Annotated in this window: 14 protein-coding genes and 2 tRNA genes; 9 read left to right on the top strand and 7 right to left on the bottom strand. The window is 54.8% G+C overall.

The window, feature by feature from the left end:
- Window positions 1-164: 164 nt before the first annotated feature.
- The 4 genes from CR105_RS11825 to CR105_RS11810 all read left to right on the top strand — a co-directional run bounded on the left by CR105_RS11825 (window position 165) and on the right by CR105_RS11810 (window position 4,605).
- The gene (locus CR105_RS11825; protein ID WP_229413918.1) at window positions 165-1,313 is read left to right on the top strand and encodes an EAL and HDOD domain-containing protein; all 1,149 of its coding nucleotides are present in this window, start codon (window positions 165-167) and stop codon (window positions 1,311-1,313) included.
- Window positions 1,314-3,359, top strand: a complete 2,046-nt coding sequence (locus CR105_RS11820; protein WP_099788664.1) for a putative bifunctional diguanylate cyclase/phosphodiesterase — start codon at window positions 1,314-1,316, stop codon at window positions 3,357-3,359.
- 63 nt (window positions 3,360-3,422) lie between these two features.
- Window positions 3,423-3,512 (top strand) — tRNA-Ser (locus CR105_RS11815).
- Window positions 3,513-4,528: 1,016 nt separating this feature from the next.
- Window positions 4,529-4,605 (top strand) — tRNA-Pro (locus CR105_RS11810).
- 130 nt (window positions 4,606-4,735) lie between these two features.
- Here CR105_RS11810 and CR105_RS11805 read toward each other — a convergent pair.
- The 4 genes from CR105_RS11805 to CR105_RS11795 form a co-directional block, all read right to left on the bottom strand.
- On the bottom strand, window positions 4,736-5,863 hold the full coding sequence (locus CR105_RS11805; protein ID WP_099788663.1) for an HNH endonuclease family protein: 1,128 nt from the start codon (window positions 5,861-5,863) through the stop codon (window positions 4,736-4,738).
- Complete coding sequence (locus CR105_RS11800) at window positions 5,860-6,975, bottom strand: adenine-specific methyltransferase EcoRI family protein (protein ID WP_099788662.1); 1,116 nt, start codon at window positions 6,973-6,975, stop codon at window positions 5,860-5,862. Before CR105_RS11800 ends, CR105_RS11805 begins: the two co-directional genes overlap by 4 nt.
- 202 nt (window positions 6,976-7,177) lie before the next feature.
- Entirely contained in the window at window positions 7,178-8,167 is a 990-nt protein-coding gene (locus CR105_RS27780) for a hypothetical protein (protein ID WP_131021821.1), read from the bottom strand.
- Between the two features lie 2 nt (window positions 8,168-8,169).
- Window positions 8,170-9,204 carry a DGQHR domain-containing protein gene (locus CR105_RS11795; RefSeq protein WP_099788661.1) on the bottom strand — a complete coding sequence of 345 codons (1,035 nt, stop codon included), beginning with the start codon at window positions 9,202-9,204 and terminating at the stop codon, window positions 8,170-8,172.
- A 461-nt stretch (window positions 9,205-9,665) separates the two neighbouring features.
- Between CR105_RS11795 and CR105_RS11790 the strand changes: the two genes are divergently transcribed.
- Together CR105_RS11790 and CR105_RS11785 are read left to right on the top strand one after the other, a co-directional pair.
- A complete protein-coding gene (locus tag CR105_RS11790; RefSeq protein ID WP_099788660.1) occupies window positions 9,666-10,172 on the top strand; it encodes a hypothetical protein in 507 nt (168 codons plus the stop codon).
- A gap of 400 nt (window positions 10,173-10,572) precedes the next feature.
- Complete coding sequence (locus CR105_RS11785; protein WP_099788659.1) at window positions 10,573-10,896, top strand: hypothetical protein; 324 nt, start codon at window positions 10,573-10,575, stop codon at window positions 10,894-10,896.
- 54 nt (window positions 10,897-10,950) lie between these two features.
- On the opposite strand, the gene CR105_RS11780 is transcribed toward CR105_RS11785, so the two are convergent.
- Window positions 10,951-12,651, bottom strand: coding sequence for a DUF6119 family protein (locus CR105_RS11780; protein ID WP_099788658.1), 1,701 nt, complete (start codon window positions 12,649-12,651; stop codon window positions 10,951-10,953).
- Between the two features lie 254 nt (window positions 12,652-12,905).
- On the opposite strand from CR105_RS11780, the gene CR105_RS11775 reads away from it, so the two are divergent.
- The 3 genes from CR105_RS11775 (at window position 12,906) to CR105_RS27775 (ending at window position 15,411) form a co-directional block, all read left to right on the top strand.
- Window positions 12,906-13,895, top strand: a complete 990-nt coding sequence (locus CR105_RS11775; protein ID WP_229413902.1) for a site-specific integrase — start codon at window positions 12,906-12,908, stop codon at window positions 13,893-13,895.
- Window positions 13,896-14,066: 171 nt separating this feature from the next.
- Complete coding sequence (locus CR105_RS11770) at window positions 14,067-14,990, top strand: restriction endonuclease (RefSeq protein WP_099788656.1); 924 nt, start codon at window positions 14,067-14,069, stop codon at window positions 14,988-14,990.
- A 7-nt stretch (window positions 14,991-14,997) separates the two neighbouring features.
- Window positions 14,998-15,411, top strand: a complete 414-nt coding sequence (locus CR105_RS27775; protein WP_131021820.1) for a DUF6979 family protein — start codon at window positions 14,998-15,000, stop codon at window positions 15,409-15,411.
- Here the strand turns inward: CR105_RS27775 and CR105_RS29475 are convergent.
- The gene (locus CR105_RS29475; RefSeq protein WP_099788655.1) at window positions 15,401-15,610 is read right to left on the bottom strand and encodes an AbrB/MazE/SpoVT family DNA-binding domain-containing protein; all 210 of its coding nucleotides are present in this window, start codon (window positions 15,608-15,610) and stop codon (window positions 15,401-15,403) included. The two genes, CR105_RS27775 and CR105_RS29475, sit on opposite strands and share 11 nt — an antisense overlap.
- A gap of 117 nt (window positions 15,611-15,727) precedes the next feature.
- Window positions 15,728-16,705, bottom strand: coding sequence for a DNA primase family protein (locus CR105_RS11760; RefSeq protein ID WP_099788654.1), 978 nt, complete (start codon window positions 16,703-16,705; stop codon window positions 15,728-15,730).
- Window positions 16,706-16,866 lie beyond the last annotated feature (161 nt).

Genomic DNA, 16,866 nt, shown 5'->3' with positions numbered 1-16,866 from the left:
GTCGAATTGAATTCACGCGCCGGGTGCAAAAGAATTACGTTTTGTGTCCGCCGGGCAAGTAAATCATTGCTATTACTTAATTGCTGAACTAGTATTAATGCTATTTCATCGTGTAAAGACGAAAGATGGCCGCTCCGGAGTTTCCACAAATACCGTTGGTTGACATGCGCGCCGCGGCCAACACGGGCAACCAGTGGGTGGCGGTGACTTTGCGCGTCGATGGCGCCGGCGTGGCTGGGCCGGCCGATGTCAGCGCTGCGTGGCACGCCGTGTTCGCAAGTCCCGACCTGCTGTCTGCCGTCGCGCCGCTCGACTGTGTCGTTGTTGTCGCCAACCCCTTTATCCTGACCGCCGCGCTGCTCGACCTGATGCCGCCGAGCCGCGTGGTCTTCGCCATCGACGCCGATGCGCTGTCCGACGAAGGCGCGCCAGGCCGCATCAGCGCGCTGCACGATGAAGGCTACCGCATCCTGATCGACGGCGCCTTGCCGGCCGGCTTTGCGCCGCCGCCGATGCTGCGCGCCGTTTCGCTCGACTGCACCGACCGCATGTTCTCGCCTGGCACGCTGTCGGCCCTGTTCGGTCCGCACCTGGCGCGCGCCGTGAACACCGCCGCCCAGCGCGAACAATGCGAGCGGGCAGGCTTCTCGTGGTTCAGCGGCAGCTATGCGATCCACCCGGCAGCATCGGGCACGCCGGACGACGGCAGCTCGCGCAAGCGCTTGCTCAGCCTGCTCGGCCTGCTGGCGGCGGACGCCGACACGCGCGCCCTCGAAACGTTGCTCAAGCAAGATCCGGCGCTGTGCTTCCAGCTGCTCAAGCTGGTCAATTCCGCCGCGTTCGCCCTCAGTATGCCGATCACCAGCTTCGGCCAGGCCATCGGACTGCTCGGCCGGCGCCAGCTGCAGCGCTGGCTGCAACTGTTGCTGTACGCGCGACAGCGTGAAGACGGCCTCGCCAATCCGCTGCTGCCGGTTGCCGCGTTGCGCGCCGCCCAGATGGAGTCGCTGTGCAAGCAGCGCGGCGGCGACCGCGACGAGCAAGACCTGGCATTCGTCGTCGGCGTTTTCTCGTTGCTTGATGTGCTGCTGGGAATGCCGATGGACGACATCGTCGGCGCGCTGAACCTGGCGCCCGGCGCCGCCGCCGCGCTGACCGAACGCAGCGGTGCGCTCGGCCGGATGCTGCGGCTGGTCGAAACCGATGCGCCATCGCCAGACATGCTGCGCGAAGCGAACGTGACGCCGCTGCAGTGGTGGGCCAGCCAGCTGCACGCCCATCACTGGGCGATCCAGGTCAGCCGGAACTTATAGATGCTCGTGCACCCCGCCTCCGACTTCATCGCCAGCAGCGGCGCCTTGTGCGACGCGGTGCTGAGGTTGCGCGGCAAGGTTCTGCACGAAGAACTCGGCCGCATTGCGCGTTGCCTGTTGGCCAGCCCGTACGGCGTGTTTGCGCCGGCCAATAGCGTCGGCATCGCCGAGGGCGAAGCATTGCCGGCCGACGTCGGACAATTGCGCCAGGAAGTTTCCAGCGACGACAATTACTTCGGCCTCTACACCGTGTTTGGCCGCAGCAGCTTCAGCGACGACGACCGCCATCTGCTGGCCAGCCTGGCCAAGCTGACCGCCGGCCTCTTGCAGGTGCATTCGCTGGCGCAGCGCTCCACGCATGCCTACGTGCAGGTGGAGGCGCAGCTCGCGCATCAGTTGCAGATTCTCGACCAGATCCAGGAATCGGTCCTCACGCTCGACCCGATGGGCTACATCACCAGCTGGAACAAAGGCGCCGAGCGATTGTTCGGCTACAGCGACATCGAGGCGATCGGCAACCACATCCTGTTTTTATATGTCGACGAAGAGGCCGGTCACGACGCCGGCTTTGCCGATGCGCACGGAAGCATGATGGAAGTGCGCCGCCGCAAGAAATCGGGCGAAGTATTCTGGGCCAGCATGACGCTGACGCCGCTGCGCAACGGCGACGAGCAGGCGGTCGGCCTGATCGCCTACCTCAGCGACATCACCGAGCGCAAGCAGGCCGAAGAGCGGCTGCATCACCTGGCCTATTACGACGCGCTGACCAGCCTGCCGAACCGCACGCTGCTGACCAAGCTGATCGACCAGGCGCTGATGGCCGCGCAGCGCAACTCGACGACCGGCTGCGTGCTGTTCATCGACCTGAACCGCTTCAAGTGGATCAACGACACGCTGGGACGGCGCATCGGCGACGAACTGCTGCGCCAGGTATCGCTGCGTTTCCGCGCGACGCTGCGCGAAGAAGACATCGTCGCGCGCCTGTCCGGCGACGAATTCGTCGTCGGCCTGTTCGACATCCGCCAGCACTTCGAGGCGACGACGGTGGCGCAGAAGCTGCAGGCGTCGCTGCTTGAGCCGTTCCTGATCGAAGGCCACGACCTGCTGGTGGGCGCGAGCATCGGCATCAGTGTCTATCCGCAAGACGGCGGCGACGCCGAAACCTTGCTGCGCCTGGCCGACATCGCGATGGCGCGCGCCAAGCAGAGCCACGACAGCCTGGACGACAGCGTGGCGTTCTACAGCCTCGACATGAACCAGGGCATGCACGAGCGCATGCGCATCGAATCGGGCCTGCGGCACGCGCTCGGCAACGGCGAATTGCTGCTGCACTACCAGCCGAAATTCCAGATTGAGGGCGGGCGCATCGTCGGCGCCGAAGCGCTGGTGCGCTGGCTGCATCCCGAACGCGGCATTGTGCCGCCGGCCGATTTCATCCCGCTGGCCGAAACGACAGGGCTGATCGTGCAAGTGGGCGAGTGGGTGCTGGAAGCGGCCTGTGCGCAGGCGGCCATCTGGCAGCGCGCCGGCGTGCCGCCGCTGCGCATCGCGATCAATGTATCGGCGCGCGAATTTACCGCGACCTTGCCGGGCCGGCTGGCGGCGACGCTGGCGCGCTACGGGTTGGACCCGTGCTGGCTGGAACTGGAGATCACCGAAAGCGCGCTGATGCACGACATCGAGCGCGTGATCGACATCATGGGCCAGATTAACGCGCTGGGCGTGACGTTGTCGCTGGACGATTTCGGCACCGGATATTCGAGCTTGTCGTACCTGAAGCGGTTCCCGATCCATACGCTGAAGATCGACCGATCGTTCACCACCGGGCTGCCGGGCGACGCCAGCGGCTGCGCGATTGCGACGACCATCATCAGCATCGGGCAGCAGCTCAAGCACAAGGTGATCGCGGAGGGCGTGGAGACGGTGGAGCAGCTCGAGTTTCTGCGCGCATCGGGCTGCGATGAGGTGCAGGGATACTTGTTCTCGCGGCCGCTGCCGGCCGACGCGTTCGAGACGGCGTTGCGGGAGAACTGGCTGCTGGTCTGATAGGCGAGGGCGGCTTGCATCGCTATCGGCGGGGGGATGATTTATGTATAATGCGGGTCTGCAGGAAGCGTGGCCGAGCGGTTGAAGGCACCAGTCTTGAAAACTGGCGACGGGTTACACTGTTCGTGAGTTCGAATCTCACCGCTTCCGCCATTTTGTGCCGGTAACTCGTTGATATTTAACGAAATTTGTTATTGTAGCATTTGTCCGACACACAAGCCAACAATCAAATGTGTTTGATTGAGATGGTTGACGCAACAAGCACCGATAGAGTTGTTGCGCCCAGCCTTTATCCTTTCGCAAGCAATTCCTCCACGTAAAGAGCTATCGTGCAGCTCCTGATGCCTCCACGCTTGGCTGCCCATCTCCCTCCTGACACGCCAAATTTGTTACCTTGGCGTACTCCGATCTTGCCACGAGCGCGAGAGGCATGATTTGTCGAACGGAGCACCCGCTCTTGAGATTCATTCCTATCCGCGCAGATAGTCCCCGGTCCGCGAGCCACAGTTCTCAATCTTGAAGTGCCTCGATTATAAAAATGGCAACTTTCACGAATCCCCGCGCTAGGCCGCGTTCAGTTACCGTTTGGCTATGCGACTACCAACTCAACTGTTTGCACGGCGTGTCTGGCCGTTTAAGTGGCTTGTCTAGCATTTAGCGAACCGGTATCGAATCGGCTCGCCTCAGTTCACGTTAAATCGATCATGCTGGTAATTTTACCGACTCCGCCAGCATCAACTTAGGGATGGTTAGTTATGCCCCAGAGCTGTTAGGTCCTCGCAAATGTTGCCTTGTTTCCTCATCAGGCAAGATATTACGTGCGCGCGATCTAATGCAATGAGGCTTCCGTCAGTTACCAATCAAGCGTTTCCCCCTGGGCTTGCTCTGCCGCCGATGTCAGGTTGAGGTACGGCCAACGATCCGCGCCGGACGGGCGCCGCGCGCTTTGCGCCAGCAGCACGGCCTGTCTGAAACCTTCTGTTAGCCGGGATGTCGCGCTTGAATAAATCTAGCTGCGACGTACGGTGAAGCAATGGCACACCCGCATAGTCCGCTTCTGGATGGGAGATTGTTTTAATAGCAATAGCTCGCTAAATTTGCTCAGAATTCCAGATTTCTTTGGCTAAGCCCTTGACCTTAGTACACATGGGAACTATGATTCGTGTCCTCGGAGTGTGGCGCAGTCCGGTAGCGCACCTGGTTTGGGACCAGGGGGTCCAAGGTTCGAATCCTTGTACTCCGACCAAAAATACAAAACGGGCTGTCATTTGTTTGACAGCCCGTTTTTTTAATTGAGGCGTCGAGGTGTCGAGCCACCGTAAGTCATGACACTTGGCTGGAATTCTCTTGGTCGGTGAAATTTCCTCGTCTGCTTTTTAAAGGCCGCTTTTGTCTCGGTTGCACGGGATACAAAGCATTTGGCAGTTCTCAGCGATGGTTTTGCCGCCCTTAGACCATGGAGTAATGTGGTCGCCTTGCATCTCGTCGATCTCAAAGACATGCTGGCCGGTGTTATTGCCGGGGGTGTGGCAGCGGGTGCCAAAGGCGCATTTGTGATTCTGGCGCTCATAGGCTGCGCGCCTCTCACGCGGGTCAAATTGGCGGATGCTAAGGTATCGCTCGTCACCGATGAGCAGGTAGGTATAGATGCCCTTATGCTTAGTCACATCGGGGTCTTGCATCAGCTCAGACGTGCGCATCTCCAATTCATCCGTATTAAATTGCCGGTCATTAAAGCGGTCGTACAGGGGCCCCCACTCGACGCCCTTCATCTCCTTACGGTAAGTCGTGAAGGTTTGCTGCACCCACCAAACGACGTTTTGGAAGTAATTCCACAACTCGTTTGCGTTTTGGTCATGTTGGTGGACTGACATGTAGTGCTCGATCTCGCCGTCGGACTTCCAATAGAGAGCCTTCTCCAACAACTCCTGCCGAATGGGGGCGCCGGAAACGTACTTGCTCGACAGCCCATAGGCGGCACCGTTTGTTTTGCTAAAGATAGACTTGGCGTGAGTCAACCATGGGCCAGCGTAAACTGCATTCCGCAGCTCTTGCGCGGTCAACTCGGCACCGGCAATATTGATTGTCTTGAACCAGTCGAGTTTGTCCTGATCGTTGCCCTCGCAAGCGTAGACCATGAGCTCGTAGTTGAGGATTTTTTCCTTCTCGGGATGCGTCAAGTTATGCATCGCCATCGGGTGGCCATCAATATTTATTGAGAAATGGCCTGCGGCATACTGGCAGAAGCTGATCGTGCGCTGCTGGCCGTCGAGGACCTCGTACGTGCCGTCCTCGTTGACTGCCCAGTACATGACATTAAGTGGGAACCCTTTGCGGATAGTCTCGACGACGGCGTCTCGCTGTTTGGCATCGTAAACGAACTCGCGCTGGTATTTCGGACGGATGTTCAGCTTGCCGTCGTAGCCGATTACTCCGTCCTCATCGTTGTCGAGGTAGTTTTCCGCGACCTGGCGGACCGTGACTCTAATCAGCTCTATCCTCATGATGCCGCCCCGATCCGCTTGATAATGATGCGCTCGTAGACGCCCTCATGCTTGCCATTGGCTGCGGGAAGGAAGAGTTTGCCAGTTCCTCCGACCACTTTGCCGTTCTTGCTCATGTAATCTTCCTTAACCGCATAGCGCGACATGGGCTCGGCGAGCTGAGTGCTAATGCCGACGATTTGGAACTGCTCGGGGTTGTACTTATCCAGGAACGTGATTGGCACTCCCATGTTCCCGTCATAATCCATTGGTATCTCAGCTACTTTTTGCACCTCGATGGCCGAATAATTGGTGTACATGGGGTACTCTTCCGGCGTGTAGCGCTTGAATAACGTCATGTTCTCGTGGCGCCTAGTGGTCTCGAGGTTGGTGTACCAGTAGATCCTACCCATGCTCTGATATTTGACGCCATCGACGACCTTCTTGCGCGACTCGGTCTTGATCTCATAGTCATTTGGCACCCGGAACCATTTGATCCCGCCATTGTTGTAGCCAAACCAGAGTCTGTTGGCCACAATGTGCGGAAAGATTGACGAATACTTTGATCCGTTTTGGTCGCCTAAAACAAGGAACTGCTTGCCGTGGTCGATAAGCAGGTTTATATACTCACGGAAAAGGCTGAATGGTGGGTTGGTCACCACGATGTCGGCTTCGTCGAGTAGCGCCACACACTCGGTGCTGCGGAAGTCGCCGCCACCCGTCAGCGGTGTCATCACGTTAGCGTTATGGCGTAGGAGGTACTCGACATCTGCCAGATCAATCGCGCCGTCATCGTTCAAGTCGGGCACTTCGCTGATGACAACTTTGTATGGCTCCCTGGGCGTCGGGATGTTCCGAAGCCCCGCGGTCTCTAGTAGAGGCAGCTGTTCTCCACTGATCGGCGAGCCCGCGTAACAAGTCGTGATGAGCCGCTTCAAACCAAGATGGTTGAAGTTCATTGCGAAATACTTGAAGAATGCGGACTCATAAGGGTCGTCGCAGTTGCAGAACACGACCTTTCCCTTGAACTGGGCTCGGTAATGGCGCAGCTCGGCCTCGATGTCCGGGAGCTGGGTGTACCATTCGTCGAGGGCCGCACCGTTTCGCGCGCTGAGTGTTGCATTACTTGCCATCGGTGTACCGGCTTTCCTTTTATCGTGTCATTCGGAGGGATAATATCCGTAACGCAATATGATATACGGCTTGATGGTTTTCGCCAACTCATCGTACTTCCTCGTATCTTATTTCCATGGGTTTCACCCAAATCGTGCTCTTGGCCCTCCTGTCAAGGCCCCAGGATGCCAGCGAGTTCAGGCATTGAAAACCCAAGTACATTCACGTCAAACCGATTTGGTTGGACTTCAGAAGTTTGAACGGGCCTTGGTCGACGAAGCAAGAGCGCGCCGTAGGTGATCGATTGGAAATATCTTTCAGCGTTGCGGTAAGCATGTGCGACAGAACATTGCATACTTCGCCTAGCGAGACGAGTTCGTCGGGGTTCGACGAAAAATCGAAGCCGCGAACGTCAGCTGGATGCCATCTTGGCAGGATCGAAGTAGTTGCCTTAAGTGCCTTCGCGCTTCCGTAGGGATACCATACCCCAAAATCGTGCTTATAATTGATGGAGTTGCGCATCAAAGAAGGCCATGCGCCATTGTTCCGGCCCTGATTACACAACTGGGCTCGCAACTTCGTCGAGACGTCAACGGCAGCCAGTGTCGCTGGGTTCTGCCCCAAATTTGAGATTATCGAAACTTCCACGTCTTTAAGGAAAGCGTTCAAAATCGACCACATATCCTCGTGGGTACCGCCACCTGCCGATAGGCGTTCCAATGTTACGTCAGTAGGATCAGAAATCCCACGTCGAAAACAGTACAGCCCTCTGGTAATACCCGGCGATACGCCAAGGTACTGGCCCCCAAGTTTATTCAGCGTTGCCGCTATATCCCCAGAAAAGAAATTTAGAGAAATGCCTCCGACTCGGAGCAGTGCGTGCGCAGCGAAAAACGCTGCGTAGTAATGGCGAATTAGTTGCCATCCCAAGGCTCTGTTGCGCGCCGCCGGAGGAGATGCATCCAACAGTGATTCGTAAGACGCACAACTGAGTCTCGAAACTTCACTGGCAATTGCGTCCGTTAACGCGCCACGACCGAGCGGCACCGTGAGAGAAATCTTCGCGGCAGTGGCGGTTTTCCACACGTATGCGCCTCTAACTAGCCAGTCCTCGATAGAGCGAAAGGCCGGCACCTGAACACCATTAATTCCGTTGACCCATTGGTGGCGAAGTCCATCGGCGAAAGCTTGTTTGGCAACTTCACTTGGCATGGCTATCCAATAACGAAGCCTGAGCGCAGGGTTTTGAGTAGTTCGCCGGCGAGTTCTTTGTGCGACTTTGGCGGTCTCGTGAACGTGGCCGCCTTTGTTCGCGCGTATAGAGGCGACAATACGTCATCGAACGCTTCGTCTTTGAATCCTGGACCATATCGGTCCATCGCGCGTTGTGCAACTTCCGGAAAGATCTCAAAAATCGAACGGAATACGGTCGCGTTGACCAGAGTGTTTCCGACGCCAAGACCAATCATGCCGCGATTGAAGGCCCGCAGGTAGTTGCGGAGAGCCGGATAAACAACGGACATATTTGAACTTGCAAATGTCGACAGAATTGGCTTTACTGCAGCGTTGAAGGTTACGCGAGTAAGTTTGCCATTAACTTTCGATGCAGGGCTCAGCAGCCCAAGAAGTGGGCTCTCCAAATCGGAGTTAAACTCGTCAAAGAGTTCACGCAGAATGATTAGTTGATCGGACTCGTCGTCGGCTAATTTCTTGATATCTAAAAGCAGCTCGTTCGGGACAGGACGTTGTTTGGTATTGATATCAATAAAGAGCTTCGATTCTTGCTGCTTGCTGAGGTCATTATAGATAACGACAGGAACTCGTAGTTTGGTGCTCGCCTTTGAGAAGCCGAACACGCGGTGTTGCCCGTCAATAATGAGGAAGGCGTGCGGATTAAAAGTAAACTCCAGCGTCTTGCCTTTGCCAACATCTTCGAGTCGCGCATCGGGTTGGGCTGACAAGATGATTGAGCTCGGAATCGTACCAAACCCCATATCCATGTAGTCAGCGATTTCCTGGGCTCGTTTTTCGTCAAGCACGCGTTGGAATCCTGCAATGGGATCCTCTTCACGATTGGTTGCGAAACAACATTTGGCAAGCACTTCAGTTGGCATCGTCAATGTATAAAATCGATGATTCCCTTGAGTTACCAGACTTACAGAGTAGCGAACTCGCTCCCCAGCTATTAGCAATCCGTCGGCTCGATCTGAGTGCCCTGTGGGTTTTGACCTGATCAGTCTGGTTGCCATTACATCCTCAAGTTTGTGTATTACTGACAACCTATTGTACTCGACAGTAGCCCCGTTGAGGCCATAGTTGCCTCGCCGGCCGGCCGCCGGTTGAACGGGGTTGGTGCCGTCGCCACCGGCCCGCGGTGCGTGCCGGTTGGTCCAATTTTCCCGACGTCAAAGCGCAGGGTGATTGCCGATGCTGTCGCAGGCTACCTGTCCGTCAGGTTCCCTCGTCTGTCCCGCACAAAGTTATTTAATTGTGTATGTATAAATATTTATGATATGATATGGTTTCAAGCGGTGCCATGGCGACCAGCCGCCGCCGCTTGATCGAACGCGCAGTAACGCCTCTCTTAAAGTGGTCAACCCAAGTTAGCTGCGACCGCATTCCCGTAAATTCCTAAGAAAATCCTTCGCTACCGGCGTTACTACCGGTGGGCGTCGCTGCGCGTATTCCCTTATTTCATCAGGAGCACAACATGACGGCAATCCCAACAACCCTCAAATCAACAGCCGCGGGCTTTGAACCCGCGTATAGCCATGTAAGCACCAAAGGAGATAGGCATGCCGATCTATTCTGCGCTATAGCAATTGTCGCGCGCACGACTTTGCCGGACGTTTTTAAGGCTGCTGAAGCCCTCGGCTTGCCAAAGACAGGGCCGTACTACCACTTCCTCACCGAAGAGCTTTTGAGTGGCATAGGAGCTAGCTTCGGGCTCGTCTTCACGGTCTGGAAGGAAGTAACCAAGATTGCAAACCTGCCCGACCTAAGCATTGTGATTATTCGCTATTCGGAAGACTACGAAGTTGGTGAGTCCTGCGTTTTTCATCGCGCGAAAGCTAGTCACGACGGAAAGATGGTTACATATGCAATTTTGCCGTCTGCTACTGCTGCGACGGAACAGGTAAGGACTGAGCTCGATTCTTTGGCGCCAGCTTGGTACATCGGAGTGCATTCGATGAAGACAGCGACAACAAAGAAATAGTCGATATCAGCGAGCCGCGCTTCGACGCTATGGTTCGTTGAGTGAGGCCCGGTTCGCGCGACTGGGCGGTTCGCCCACTTCTTCGGCGACCGTAACAAACAGATTTGCGAGCGTAACCCCGAGCGCGCGGCACTGGGCGGCCAACGGCGGTTTAATTAATCACCTGCCAACTGCGGAATTTATATCGTTCGCCACCAGTCCATGCCACTGCCGCGACGTTTCGTGTTTACGGTCGTATTAGCAAAGGCGCGGATTACCCCGTCGCGACGACGAAAATGACGCGTCCTTAGCTCGCCACAACATATTCACAATCACTACCACGCACGTGACACGATCCGCTCTAGGCGGTGCATTGTACCGTGTGGGGAATCGCTTCGCTAATTAGAGATCGAGGTAGGAAATGAATTCACCAAAAGTCGCATCCACAAATCGGCCCAGCTACACAGGCAGCGGCATCGCGCTATTTTCGCTCGGAATGGTCGGAGCAACGCCGGGGGCGCTCGACCTGTTGGATCGCACAGGCACGAACGCGGCAATTATTCTAGCAAGACATCAACGCGCCGACTTTGGTTCTATCGGTGCCGAGGATGTCCTGGCCAACAAATACGCAATAGGAAACGGCGGTCGAATTCTGTCCGCTTACCTGCTTGGTGGAGAGAGTCTTTGGATTGTCACCGAAGCAGACCGATCATCTACAACGCTACTGCTGCCTGACGAGTACTAAGTGGAAACGATGGCGCCGTCCTGGGGGCGAGGAACACCATCTTGAAAAGAGCTATTAAGGATCGATTGCAGTACCGCCGATGGAGACCTTAAATTGACGGTCGGACAAGCTCCTGTAAGTCGCAAGTAAATTAACTTTACTGAAGAATGGAAGATCTTGTCGTACGGTCGTTGGATCTCCTCCGAGTACCAAGAATACGATCTCGCATTCACTAGGAACCAATTTCGCCGTCGGAATTAGCTTTTTCGCTGCGCCCTTAAGGTGCAACCGCGCGTTAACCCGAAAGTTTTGATCCGATAAAAGTAGTTCGCCCGCAACTCGCCCTTGAGCGAAGAGATGGCTTAACCCGGCCGAGTAACCTTTTCTATGTTTAACATGAATGAAGTGCCCCTTATCGGACAATAAATCACAAACTTCAATGGGTGATGCGCTACCATTCGACCGTACCAATTTTTTGTCTAATAGGTGCATTTTTAGAGCCAGCGCAATCCGTGCGTTATAATCCCCTTCGGTTTCCAATGAAGTCGACTTTACCGCTTTAGCGCCTTTTCCTACCTTAATAGCAGACCCACTCAGCGTTTTTGCTGGTTTGCTGGCTAGGGCGACAGGTACGGTTTTAACATTGGGAAATTTCAAGGCTGACAGCGGAACTTCATTCAGCGATAACTCGACTCTAGTGACATAATCCTGGTCAATCGTGAACCATTCTTTAGAGAATAATATGTGGAGCTTTCCGTCGTAAATACATTCAAAATAGATGGATTCATATATTGAGTACGACGAATCGTCGCCATTCATGGTGGTGCAGAATAGGCGATGCGTTCTTAACTTATCGAGAGTCAACCCTGCGCCTGGATTTGCCGCGTAATAATCTACTATTTCCGGACTTGGTTTGTAATGGGTTTTCGCATTCGTGTAGGTAAAGCCAAATATATTGCTCCAGTCACTGGCGCCAGGAAGAGAGAGCTTGACACTGTCAACATTCTCGGCATTGAACTCGGTAAGTAATAGCGCATTCAGATCGTCAATTAGCTTACCATTCCTAATGCGTTGAATATTATCGACCCACGAAAAACGGGCCTGATAATCTGTTACATCATATTTCGCGATCAACTTCCGCCCGACTTCAGTTAGCTCTTCATATTTCTTTATCTTCACGGTAAAACTGTACTGCCCACCCCCGCCAGAAATCGACGCCCACGGAATGTCTTTAATTGGATCGCCCGTAACAGCTTTCAGCACATCGCGGCTGACATCAACCCCAAACATATTGATATTTGAGCCTTTAATCGCTTGGCTCTTCCGCTGAATGGGTTCCTGTTCCAGCGAAAAAAGATCAACCGTTCTTAGTGAGTCATGGTTGAGAGTGTTAAGTGCGGTTTTTATCCCGAAGTCGGGCACCAAATTGTCTTCATTAAGTAAATAACGACCATATCCGAACGAGAAGATTACGATTTTTCCGTCGATTCGTAGCGCCAAAACGGCCGATGACGAAGAGGTTTCCAGTCCTTCAACAGGTTTCCCATGCAGGAAGTCGAGAGACTTCGCCCACGGGGGGCGCTTGGCCTCGGGCGGTTTTTTCTTGACGTAAATCATCCCCTCTAAGTTCATCTTGGGATCGATTTCGAGCTGCTCAACCTCATTCAGCTGCACACTAAGTAACGACGCGAGATTAGCAACGTCACCGTCATAAAGAAAAGCTCCGAGTCTGACCGAAAACTCGTTTGGGTCCTTGACAGGCGTTGGCGCTAGCATTTTCGACCTTATTGTTTATTGTGCAATGCGGACAATGATAGCACCAGGAATTTATTAAAAGCAATGTGGATCTAGCCGATAAATCAAAAAAGGCGCCTGTTTTCGATGGAGCGATCTACGCCCGGCGCCACCGTCCAGTTTGCCCAAGGCATGCCAGCCACCTCCGATAAACCGTCAACCGACAGTCATTTGTCGCCATCATTTTGAATCGGTCAGATTCCCCTAATGCAATATTGTGAGCCACTACGCCAGCCATGAAAACTTCAAAACGCACGCACCTACTCGTCGTCCCTTTCCCGATAAATGCTCCCACCACAGGGCCGCTTAAAGCGACCGATAGTGGCTCGGCAGTGCTCGCGGCCAAGTACGCCGCAGCAGCGCAATCAAAAGCCACGCTGCGCTCGTACGCTGATGATATGCGTCACTTCCGCCAGCACGGCGGCAGTGTGCCAGCAACGCCAGAGTTTGTGGCCGAGTACTTGGCCAGCTTTGCGGGAGTGTTGGCCGTCGCGACACTCCAACATCGACTGATCGCTATACACCGAGCGCACACCGATTTGGGGCTTGAGTCCCCCACCATGAATCGCATGGTCAGGCTGACTTTTCTTGGAATCAAGAGGACCTTTACTGTAAAGCAGCGACGCGTTAAAGCCCTCGTGAAAGATGACCTACTAGAGCTCATGGTTCATATCGACAAGAGCAAGCCCATGCGTCGTGCGAGGGACTCCGCCGTAATACTTTGCGGCTTCGCCGCCGCTCTGCGCCGTTCGGAAATAGTTGCCTTGCGCGTCGAGGACATTATTGCTTACCCAAACGGAATAGAGCTACAAATCCGGCGATCCAAGACCGACCAGGAGGGCGCGGGTCGCGCAGTGTTTATCCCGTTCGCACGCGGTGCACGTTGCCCGGTTAAGGCCCTGCGGCATTGGCTGGCTTTAAGTGGGATAACTGAAGGTCCGCTGTTTCGTCAAATAAGCCGTCACGACCAGATCGTCGGCTACAAAGCGCTGGTGCCAAAATCGGTGGCTTTGATCATCAAGGCGGCGGTGCGAACAATGTCTGGAGATGAGGCGGCTAAGCAGGTCGCTGGCCATAGTCTGCGCGCCGGCTTCTGCACCGAAGCGGCGGAAGCAGGCGTGCCTACCTTCCTCATTGCTGGACAGACTGGACATAAAAACGGAAGTACATCCCTCTCCCGATATATACGCCCAGCTAGTCAGCGCAAGATCCCAACATTGCTTTGACGTGACTTGTCGATCAGTAGCCCGACATTCGTCAGCATGCTAAAACTTAGGTCTTGAGCCTGGCGTGCCAGTCCAACGCCACAGGCCTTAACGTTTGGTCGGGCTTGTCCATCTGTTTAGCATTGAGCGCATAATGTAGAATTGCCGAAACTAACTTGAATTGAGATTCCCGTGGCCGAAATTACCCGCAAGCGAACTGGCGAATTCCTTCGAGAGCTTTTCAGCATATTGTTGTCGACTCAAACCGGGCTTCCTGCACGAGAGGCTTTACATCAGCTCGCCGCGAGAGTGACGCTTTCCCCTTACGAGGCTGATAACTACGAATCAGGCGGAAGGCGGTTTGAGAAAATCGTCAGGTTCGCGACGGTTGACTGTGTAAAGGCCGGGTGGCTAATAAAGGAAAAAGGGACTTGGTCGGTTACCGAAGAGGGAAGGCAAGCTTTGGTCGAGTTCCCCGAACCTGACGCATTTTATCGAAGGGCAGTCAAGTTGTACGCGGAGTGGAAAGCTTCGCAACCGAACTCTGACGCCAGTGAAACCGTAATTGGTGTTTTAAAACCTTCAGATGAAATATCTGACGAGTTGGACACTTCTGCTAAGGCGGTAAGTGTTACTTTTGATGAGGCTGAGGAACAGGCTTGGTCAGAAATATCCACCTATCTAAGAGCGATGAATCCATACGAATTTCAGGACTTAGTGGCTGATCTTCTACGGGCGATGTCGTATCACGTAAGTTGGGTTTCGCCGCCGGGTAAGGATGGAGGGGTTGATATCCTCGCCTGGCCAGATCCTCTGGGCACTCGGCCGCCACGCATTAAGGTACAAGTCAAGCGACAGCAGCAAGCAGTCTCGGTGGAGGGCTTGCGATCATTTATGGCGGTCCTGGGTGATGATGATGTTGGGCTCTTCGTCTCCACCGGGGGGTTCACGAAGGATGCGGAATTCGAGGCACGAACTCAGGAAAAGCGTCGTATCACTCTCATCAACCTCGACAAGCTTTTCGATCTTTGGGTTGAGCATTACGAAAAGTTGACCGACCACGCGCGACGTCGTTTGCCCTTGCGGCCTATTCGCTTTCTATCCCCACTCACTTGAGCATTCTATGGCAACCTATGCTGATGTAGCTGTGTTAGCTGCCCGCAAACTCGGGTATGATTTTTCCGCAGCGCCGCGCGACGCCTGGGCAAACGCAGCGGCTGAAGCGTTTCCAAACAGCCCCTCAATGCGGGCGAAAGGTTGCCCGCAAACAATTTTTCTTGCTTTATGCGCGAGCGGCGCTGTGACTGGTGTCGCGGCCACAGGTGCGGTGCGAGACAGTGAAAATGTTCGACATGCTCGGGATTGTTTGACGCTTCTCGAAAAAAACCCGAGCTACGTGGGAATGGAGCCGCGAGAGCTGTGGGCGCTAATCACGCATGCGTCTGGCAAGGCTTACAACCAGCAAATGCATGTTGTCCTGGGCTTAGCTAAAGCAGGGCTGCTAATCACAGCGCGAGCTAAGCAGACTACCATTTAGTCACCTCCCTTGGACGTTTCACAGATGTCGCATCTGTAAGGGCGATGGCGACTCGGTTGTTTAAAAGGCGAACCAATAGGTCGCCGCTATCCAGCAATCGGACGGTGACAATCGAACCCGAGACCAGGCCTGCGGCACTCGCGATTTCTTTCGGCAATCTGACTCCTAGGCTTCCGCCCCAGCGGTTAATCTTCGCCATCTTGAGCTCCTTACTCAATGATATACAAAACGTATCAACTGAAATTGGCGTTCTCGCCGTCGCGGCGCACTCGTTACCAGCCGAAACTGGCCTGCTTTGGTGTGCGCCGCCTACGGTTTATGACCCGATAACGGTCACACCCTCGAATATAGGAAGGTGGCCTTGATCGCCCTTGTGAAACAGCCGCTGAAGGCGCTTGCTGAGCTCCGGCTTAGTAATCCGGCGAAGGCGGGTATTCTGCTTGTACCAAGGCATGTACGCAGCGTAAATGTCTTTCAGGAAGGTGACGCTACCCGGCGATTCGATCAAACAATCGGCGAAGAAGGCCTCGAAAGGGTCGACCTCGTGACGCTGTTGTGTAACAAAGTCGCGCACTTTTTCGGGCACAACCAGACCATGCTGAAGATAGTCGTGCGCACCCGCAAGCATCATGTTCAGAATGCCGGTTCTCTCCTTTTCGAGTTTGTCTGCTAGGTTTTTGTCATCCTCTTCTGGAGTGAAAGTACGGTTAAACGGCACGACGAGAGCACGGCGCCAGAGTCCATTATCATCGTCCATGGCGGCCGGCATGTAGTTGGCAACCATCAAAATAACAGCTTCAACTGGCATGTCCTTGGGCGCGCCATAGTTGTCGCGGACGTTTATATGACCATCGCCTGTAAGCTGCTTAATCAGACTCGAATCCAGCGACTGCTTGGCGGTAGGTTCCGACACCACTGCAAGACGTTTCCCCGCCAGTTGGGCTATGGCAGGGTTCGCACCGTCTGAAGTGTGTGACTTCACCATGAGCGCGGCCGTTGGCAGGAAGGTGAAGTACGGTCCCAATACACTCTTCATTACCTTCACCAAGAGTGACTTGCCGTTGCTCGCCGAACGTCCCAGCCAGACAAAGAAATATTGCTCAGGGCGGCCGAGCAGCATCAGGCCAAAAAGTTGGAACATGAAGCGGACCATGGTCTCATCGTTCTCAAAGATATCATTGACAACACGAGTAAACAATGGAGCCTGCGCTGCTGGGTCATAAGCGATAGCATTCGCGCAGACGGGCAATGGCCGATACTTTTCCGGTACGACCTCCAATGACAGCAGGTTCAAGACGCCGCCCTTGAACGGAAAGTACGGGAAGGACGTAAGCGTCCGGCGGCCCCACCTTGCCGGGCGGTTTAGTTTTGCTTAAGGTTCGGGAATGGCAGCAAAGAATCGATCTGACTGTTAGGGCACGTCGGGAGACGTTCCAAAGTGCTGGCCAGCCATTG

The organism is Massilia eurypsychrophila, assembly GCF_002760655.1.
Classification (GTDB): Bacteria; Pseudomonadota; Gammaproteobacteria; order Burkholderiales; family Burkholderiaceae_D; genus JAFCUW01.
The sequence above is the reverse complement of the archived record's forward strand: the minus strand, read 5'-3'. Positions and strand labels throughout refer to the sequence as shown.

Excerpts from the sequence above, each read along its gene's own strand:
- CR105_RS11795 (WP_099788661.1), bottom strand. The coding sequence starts at position 9,204 with ATGGCAACCAGACTGATCAGGTCAAAACCCACAGGGCACTCAGATCGA.
- CR105_RS11780 (WP_099788658.1), bottom strand. The coding sequence starts at position 12,651 with ATGCTAGCGCCAACGCCTGTCAAGGACCCAAACGAGTTTTCGGTCAGA.
- CR105_RS11800 (WP_099788662.1), bottom strand. The coding sequence starts at position 6,975 with ATGGCAAGTAATGCAACACTCAGCGCGCGAAACGGTGCGGCCCTCGAC.
- CR105_RS27780 (WP_131021821.1), bottom strand. The coding sequence starts at position 8,167 with ATGCCAAGTGAAGTTGCCAAACAAGCTTTCGCCGATGGACTTCGCCAC.
- CR105_RS27775 (WP_131021820.1), top strand. The coding sequence starts at position 14,998 with ATGGCAACCTATGCTGATGTAGCTGTGTTAGCTGCCCGCAAACTCGGG.
- CR105_RS11785 (WP_099788659.1), top strand. The coding sequence starts at position 10,573 with ATGAATTCACCAAAAGTCGCATCCACAAATCGGCCCAGCTACACAGGC.
- CR105_RS29475 (WP_099788655.1), bottom strand. The coding sequence starts at position 15,610 with ATGGCGAAGATTAACCGCTGGGGCGGAAGCCTAGGAGTCAGATTGCCG.
- CR105_RS11825 (WP_229413918.1), top strand. The coding sequence starts at position 165 with ATGCGCGCCGCGGCCAACACGGGCAACCAGTGGGTGGCGGTGACTTTG.
- CR105_RS11805 (WP_099788663.1), bottom strand. The coding sequence starts at position 5,863 with ATGAGGATAGAGCTGATTAGAGTCACGGTCCGCCAGGTCGCGGAAAAC.
- CR105_RS11790 (WP_099788660.1), top strand. The coding sequence starts at position 9,666 with ATGACGGCAATCCCAACAACCCTCAAATCAACAGCCGCGGGCTTTGAA.
- CR105_RS11775 (WP_229413902.1), top strand. The coding sequence starts at position 12,906 with ATGAAAACTTCAAAACGCACGCACCTACTCGTCGTCCCTTTCCCGATA.
- CR105_RS11820 (WP_099788664.1), top strand. The coding sequence starts at position 1,314 with ATGCTCGTGCACCCCGCCTCCGACTTCATCGCCAGCAGCGGCGCCTTG.